Genomic DNA, 7,431 nt, shown 5'->3' with positions numbered 1-7,431 from the left:
ACACCGGATCAATTAACTCCTGACTGGTTCGATCGGGAAACCGGGGAAGCGTTAAATATTGAACGGCAACGAGGTACGATGCCTGGTCAAAATTATTGATTTCAATTTACAGTATCTTTTTTAATATGCCTAAATCAATAGACTTAAGAAAATAAAATGTCTGGGGCAAAAATTTTTCCTGTAATGTTTGGCTTCTTTTTATCAAACAGTAAATAAATGAAATTATGGAACATCAAAAAAATAAGCAAATAAAGCAGTCAGTTATATACACGTCTTTTCTGCTTTTGTCGTTGTTCATCTTCGATGTTCGTGCAACGGCGAAAGAATATTTGATTACCGATTATGGAGCTGTTGCTGATGGTAAAACCATGAATACAGAAGCGATCCAGTCAGCTATCAATGAAGCTTCTGAAAATGGCGGGGGGAGCGTGGTTTTTCCTAATGGGGATTTTTTATCCGGATGTTTGGAATTAAAATCAAACGTCGAATTATTTTTGAGGGACGGTGCTGTTTTGTTGGGAAGTACCAATCCTGACGACTATTACGAGATGAAAACTGAAGGCAGACCTGAATCGCCAAAAAAGAATGATAATTCGCAAATGGCGTTAATCGTTGCCTTTCGGGCAAACAATATCGCATTGAAAGGGAGAGGGCTCATTGACGGGCAAGGTAGAGCGTTGGCTCTAACAATAGACAGCCTTCACCATGCCGGTGTTCGAATCGACCCTAAATATAATTATGGGCGGATGCGTCCAAACGAGACGGCCCGTCCAAAGCTTTTTCGTTTCTCAGAATGTGATCATGTTGAAGTCTCAGATCTTCAGCTTAAAAATTCGGCTTGTTGGGGCCTATCGTTTGAATTGTGCTCAAATATGGTTTTTGTCAACCTGAAAATCAATAACCGAGCCTATTGGAACAACGACGGAATAGACATTACCGATTGCCGAAATGTTAAAGTGATCAATTGCGATGTGAACTCAGCTGATGACGGGATCTGTTTGAAATCCTACTATCCAGGATATTTTAATGATAGTATTTACATTGCCAATTGCACGGTCCGATCCAGTGCAAGTGCAATCAAATTTGGGACAGCGTCATTTGGGGGCTTTAAAAATGTTACAGTTGAAAACATTAAGGTATTCGACACGTTCCGGTCAGCAATTGCCATTGAATCGGTGGATGGCGGGGATATTGAGAATATAAATGTTTCAAATATTTCGGCTAAAAATACTGGAAACGCGATTTTTATCAGGATAGGACACCGGGAAGGAGAACAGCCCGGAATGGTTAGGAATATTCACATCAAAGACGTAAAGGTACAAGTTCCGTTTGGTCGCCCTGATATTGATTATGACATGAGGGGACCTGCGGTTAATTACCGTCATAACCCACATCCGTCTTCTGTAGTAGGAATACCCGGATACGATGTGGAGGGAGTCATTTTGGAGAATATAGAGATTACATATCCTGGTAGAGCTACCAAAGGAATGGCCTATATTCCTCTTAGTGACCTTGATCGGGTTCCTGAAAAAATAAAGAACTATCCTGAATTTTCAATGTTCGGGGAACTCCCGGCCTGGGGTTTTTTCATAAGGCATGCAAAAGGAATTGTCCTGAAAAATGTTCGTCTGAAATTGAACCATCCTGACTTTCGCCCTGCTTTTGTTTTTGATGATGTAGCTCATGTGAATATGACTAAAATTGATCTTCCGGAAGGGAACATGAATCAAGTCGTTTTTAGAGATGTGAAAGGCGCCGATTTAGAGAAAAGCATTGTGGTGAGAAGAATTTCAGAAGAATGATCACATTGAAATAAATAACTAACTCATAGTTGTCGATCGTTTTTGCCATTTTGAATTCGAGATATGGAAAACGATGATGATGAAATTCTTTGGTGGCAAAAAAATATTCTATTTACATGAAAATAAACTCTTTTATCAGACAAATCCTACCGGGTATTTTTTTAATCGGATTTAACATTGGAACAGGTAGTGTGACAGCGATGACCAAATCAGGTGCAGACTTTGGAATGGCCATGCTTTGGGCACTATTCCTGTCATGTCTTTTTACCTTCTTTCTTATCCATTTCTTTGGGAAATTTACGATTTCTTCGAGCTTGACTTTCCTAAATGCGATTCGCAAGAATATTCATCCTCTCGTTGCTATCTTTTTTATTATTGCACTTGGGGTCAACGTTAGTGGCAGCATTATAGGTGTTATGGGAATTGCTGCTGACGTTTTACAGGAATGGTCAAAGGAATGGATAGTCGGCGGTATCTCATCTTTAATTTGGGCATCCTCGATCACCTTTTTAATAATCGTTCTTTTCCTTTTGGGAAATACTTCAACATTTAAGAAAGCGCTTTCCATTATGGTTGGGATTATGGGGCTTTCATTTATTATTAATGCCATTATCATGTTTCCAAGCCTCAAGGAAATTGCAGAGGGATTAATACCTCGTATTCCTGAAAGCGTAGATTCTTCCCCTTTCTTTGTTGTAGCAGGAATGGTTGGTACGACACTGGCTCCCATTATTTTTGTTGTAAGGTCAATTTTAGTAAAAGACGAAGGCTGGAGTAAATCAGATTTAAAAATTCAGAGAACTGATGCTTTTGTCAGTGCCGGATTAATGTTTTTGATTAGTGCTGCAATTATGGCTTCGGCGGCCGGGACTTTGCACCTTAAAGGAATAACCTTAATCGAAACAAAAGAAATGGTGCATATTCTCAAGCCACTAGCAGGAGCTGCAGGAGTTGGCGTTTTTGTAATCGGAATTACTGCTGCGGCTATTTCTTCCCAGTTCCCAAATATATTTGTGGTCCCTTGGATTATAAGTGACTACAACGGGAAAAAGGCAGACATGAAATCTATGTCGGTACGAATTATCGTGGTCTGGATGGCAATTTTAGGAATTGCTGTTCCCTTATTTCAAGGGAATCCTATTTGGGTAATGGTTGCTTCACAAGCATTCGGTGCAATTGTTTTACCATTAACGGTTGGCTGCATGATGTATCTGGCCAATTCAAAAAAGTTGATGGGTGAGCTAAAAGCAACAACACCGCAAAATCTCATTTTTGTTGTAATTCTGATATTTGCAACGATCATGGGAGGTGCAGGGATTTATGGATTAATTAACTAAAAATAAAATTCATGATAAAGATTATTCCACTACCTCCTAACCGGGTTTGGAGAACCTATTTTGGAGGCAAAAGCCTGGATCTAATAGTTGGTGAAAATTCTCCTCAGGACAGTCATTTCCCTGAAGACTGGATTGCTTCGTTAACCACAGCTGTAAATCCGGGGCGGGAACACTTATCCGAAGAAGGACTTTCCTCTGTTTCGATAGAAGGAGAAATGATTCTTTTAAAGAGTCTAATTGAGAAATATCCTGAAGATATTTTAGGAGAAGAACATTATAAAAAACATGGGGCATCAACCTCGTTCCTTTTAAAATTCCTTGATTCTGCCATACGTTTGCATATTCAGTGTCATCCGACCATTCCGTTTGCAAAACAATTTTTAAACAGCGAATACGGAAAAACAGAGGGGTATTACATTCTGGGTACCCGTGACGATGTTGAATTTCCTTTTATTTATCTGGGTTTCCAAAATCCACCCTCAAAAGAAAAATTCAAAGAGGCTATTGAAAAACAGGACATCGAATTTTTGGAATCATGCTTTGAAAAGATACCGGTGAAAAAAGGAGACGTCTTTTATGTACCTGGCGGTTTGCCACATGCCATCGGTGAAGGCGTTTTCATGATTGAAATACTTGAGCCAACGGATTTGGCTGTCCGAATTGAATTTGAAAAGGCAGGATATACACTTCCTGAAAGTGCAAGGTTTATGAACCGGGGAATAGACTTTGCTCTTTCGATGTTTGATTACACACCAATTCCTATCAACACAATAAAATCAAAGTATTTTATCCAAGAAAGATTAGTAAGTGACACCGGAACAGCAAAGGAATATCAGTTATTTGATAAGACGATTACCAATTGTTTCCGTATGAACAAACTGTATGTAACCCAAAACCATACTTTGAAAAAAGATCACTTTTATATTCTTATTGTGACTGATGGTATGGGCCAATTGAAGTCGGGTGAAGAAACATTCCATGTAAAATTTGGAGACAAATTTTTAATTCCTGCTGCTACGGAACTGGTTGAAATCAATGCTAAATCTTCACTGGAATTAGTAATTGCAATGCCTGCTGTGTGACGCAAGAGACACTGCGATTTTGTCAAACGCAAAGATGACAGTGATACAGTTCTTTTCTGATTTTCATTTGCCAATACTCCAGATTTGCCACATTTTTATTTCAAACTAGGGTAAAAACAAGTTTTGTTGTTTTATATAGAGGAAGAGCGAAAAATAGGGATTAATGCAAGATTATAGTAAGGACACGTAATTGTTGTTTTTCAAAATTGACGTCTGGAAAAATTTCTGGTTTAAATTTTATCACACAATTAAAGGGAAAAGAAATGCATATGTCACAACTATACAAAAGCAAAAGGATTACGATTATTCACTGTTTCGTGCTTTTTGCTTTTAGCTTTCCTTTCATTGCTTGTGTCCGGAAACCCAGCGAGTCATCCAGGTTAAAGCGATTGAAGATATTCCGTGAGGATCAAAAACCAGTAGCCTATTACTTCCGAGATGCTGAAAAAATTGCCCGAACGGCGTCATGGGAAAAGTGGCATGGAAATTTTAACCACCTGATGGGGATCGAGGGCAAGGTTCTAAGAGAGGAAGTGATTGTCAATAATGATCAGGTAATTCGATATTTTATCAGGTTTAAAGAGCTTCATCCAGAACAGCTTGTACTCATACATTTCAATGGCCGGGCAAGAGATCCAATATACGAGAGTAATCCTTTTTTCGCCGGTCACTGGATTTATTATAACGGGGCAACCATACAAAATAATCTGTTGGCAGAGAAGGGGGTTGTGGAAATAAAAGTTTCTGATGCTTCCCTATTTAAAACGAATACCGGATTGAACAAAGCAAAGAATGAAGATGTAGGCATTTGTGAACTTGACGCTGATGGAAAGCCAAACTGGCATAATAGTGAACAGGTAAAATTGTTGGACGTTGATATTGGAAGTAATACAATTATGCTAGAGCGCGGGTGTTACGGGACAGTTCCGAGAGCTTTCAGAGCAAACCGTGCTTATGCTGCTGCTCATGTTACGGAAGGTTCGTGGGGTAAAGGCTCCAACCTGATGTGGTATTATAACTTTTCTCCTTTATGTCCCCGGGATAAAGAGGGCAAACAGGCGGCCGATATCCTTGCTGGGCAATTGGCAAGCTGGTTCCATAAAGATGGACGATTGGAGAAATTTGATGGGGTTGAATTTGATGTACTCCATCATGTGCCACGTTCAAACGCAGGAGCGCGAGGACTAGATGTTAATGCTGACGGAATTGCAGATAACGGAATTTTCAATGGTGTTCAAACTTATGGGATTGGTGTTGTCAATTTTTTGAAGAAACTTCGTGGAATGCTTGGAGACGACCGGCTGATTATGGCAGATAATGACCGATGGTTTCATCAACGGGCAGTCGGAATACTCAACGGTATTGAAAGCGAAACCTTCCCCACAGGCAGCGATGATAAATTCGAGGACTGGGCTGGAGGTGTAAACAGGCTTATGTTCTGGTCCGCTAATTCCCGCGAGCCTGTTTCCAATTATATAGCCAGGCCCGATAGTAAACGTCTCGCTGATATCCGATTGGTATTAGCGGCAGCAGCTTTATGCGATGCTGGCATCTCCATGACACGATCGACATATTTTCACGAGCCGGAAGGAGAAGTTTTTATATGGGATGAACTTATCAAAGGGGATGAGAAAGTGCCCGGGTGGCTTGGTAAGGCAATAAAACCAACTCAGAGACTTGCTGTTGATAGTAGTAATTTGATCATAGATGAGTCTGACCTGAAAAGTAAAATAAAATCATTGAGCTGTTCATTTAAGATCAGAAATGGCACGATTGAATTGCATAAAAGGTCATCCTCGGAAGCTTTTATGCAATTCCAATTAAGTGAATTGGAATGTGAAGGACAAGATTTGTTCGTCACTCTAACTGTAAGTGCAGAACCTATGGCTAATTATCCGAAGGAAGGCGCCAGGCTTATGTTTTCAGAGATTTCCGGAGGTGAAAAAGCTTTACTAGAAGAAAGGGTAATTAGTAATATGGCTCTTGTAAATGAAAAGCCTTTCAAAGCTTGATTTTACTTCCGTAAATTTGACAATCCTGCGACCATAACGTTCAGCTTTGAAGGAAACGAGCCGGTGACAATATCAGATATTGCCGTCTATCCTGCCCCAGATGTGATGGTGCGCAAGTTCGAGGGAGGACTGGTTATTGCCAATCCATCCGAACACGAAGTGAGGGTTAATCTCGATAAGCTTTGGCCGGGAGAAAAATTTCGGAGGCTAAAAAGTTCTTCACATCAGGATCCTGACACCAATAATGGAAAGGTGGTCAAAGGTATAATCACTATAGGGGAGCTTGACGGAATTTTCCTAGTTCGAGAGAATTAGATTACAAAAGAATGTATGAATGCAAAATTATTACTATGAAGATCAAATCAATTTTAATGCTGGCGTTTCTGTTGCCGGTTTATTTAATGGCCCAGCCGCTTAAAAAACAAAAAGAATTTGACCTAACCAGGGATAGGGTCTTGTACACGGTTGGTTACAGTCACCTGGATACGGAATGGAGATGGGATTACACCGCTTCAATCGATGAATACATTAAAAATACCATGGAGGAGAACTTTTTGTTGTTCGAAAAGTACCCTGATTATGTCTTTAATTTTACGGGTTCCCGCCGGTATAAAATGATGAAAGAATATTACCCGGCAGAATACCGGAAAGTAAAGGAGTATGTAAAACAGGGTCGGTGGCATGTCTCGGGTTCCTCGGTCGATGAAGGGGAAGTCAATATTTCATCATCTGAGTCGCTTATCCGGCAGGTGCTGTATGGCAACAATTTTTTTCGTGAGGAATTTGGAGAACAGAGCTTTGATTATATGTTGCCCGATTGCTTCGGTTTTCTGGCTAATGTGCCTTCTGTTTGGCATCATTGCGGGCTGCTGGGCTTTTCAACGCAAAAATTAACATGGCGGGCAGCAGTGGAGATCCCTTTTAATGTGGGCGTTTGGAATGGACCTGACGGGAAGGGAATTATTGCAGCCCTTAATGCGACCAGGTACAACGGGGAAGTTGAAAATCGCCTGGATCAAAGCGATACATTTTCTGAACGATTGACAGCCAATTTTGAACGCTCCGGTTTTGCCTTTGATTATCGCTATTATGGCGTTGGAGACAAAGGAGGCGCGCCGCGGGAAACGGATGTCCGTCATGCTGTAGAAAGTTTGGATAACCCGGATAGCAAATTCCAGGTTGTGTTATCCTCATCAGA

General features: G+C 40.5%; 5 protein-coding genes. All 5 read left to right on the top strand.

Translation table 11 applies throughout. From position 1 onward, the window contains the following. Positions 1-224: 224 nt before the first annotated feature. Positions 225-1,802: a glycoside hydrolase family 28 protein gene (locus N2K84_RS19730; protein WP_282593557.1), complete on the top strand. Its 1,578-nt coding sequence runs from the start codon at positions 225-227 to the stop codon at positions 1,800-1,802. 116 nt (positions 1,803-1,918) lie between these two features. Beyond that, entirely contained in the window at positions 1,919-3,139 is a 1,221-nt protein-coding gene (locus N2K84_RS19725; protein WP_282593556.1) for an Nramp family divalent metal transporter, read from the top strand. Between the two features lie 11 nt (positions 3,140-3,150). After that, positions 3,151-4,221, top strand: a complete 1,071-nt coding sequence (locus N2K84_RS19720; protein ID WP_282593555.1) for a class I mannose-6-phosphate isomerase — start codon at positions 3,151-3,153, stop codon at positions 4,219-4,221. A 269-nt stretch (positions 4,222-4,490) separates the two neighbouring features. Then, entirely contained in the window at positions 4,491-6,233 is a 1,743-nt protein-coding gene (locus N2K84_RS19715; protein ID WP_282593554.1) for a hypothetical protein, read from the top strand. 350 nt (positions 6,234-6,583) lie between these two features. Beyond that, a partial coding sequence (locus N2K84_RS19710; RefSeq protein WP_486865380.1) for a glycoside hydrolase family 38 N-terminal domain-containing protein occupies positions 6,584-7,431 on the top strand: 848 nt, incomplete at its 3' end.

Source organism: Gaoshiqia sediminis (genome assembly GCF_025907915.1).
GTDB classification, from domain to species: Bacteria; Bacteroidota; Bacteroidia; order Bacteroidales; family Prolixibacteraceae; genus Gaoshiqia; species Gaoshiqia sediminis.
Note: the sequence above shows the minus strand (reverse complement) of the source record. Positions and strands in the feature narration are given on the sequence as shown.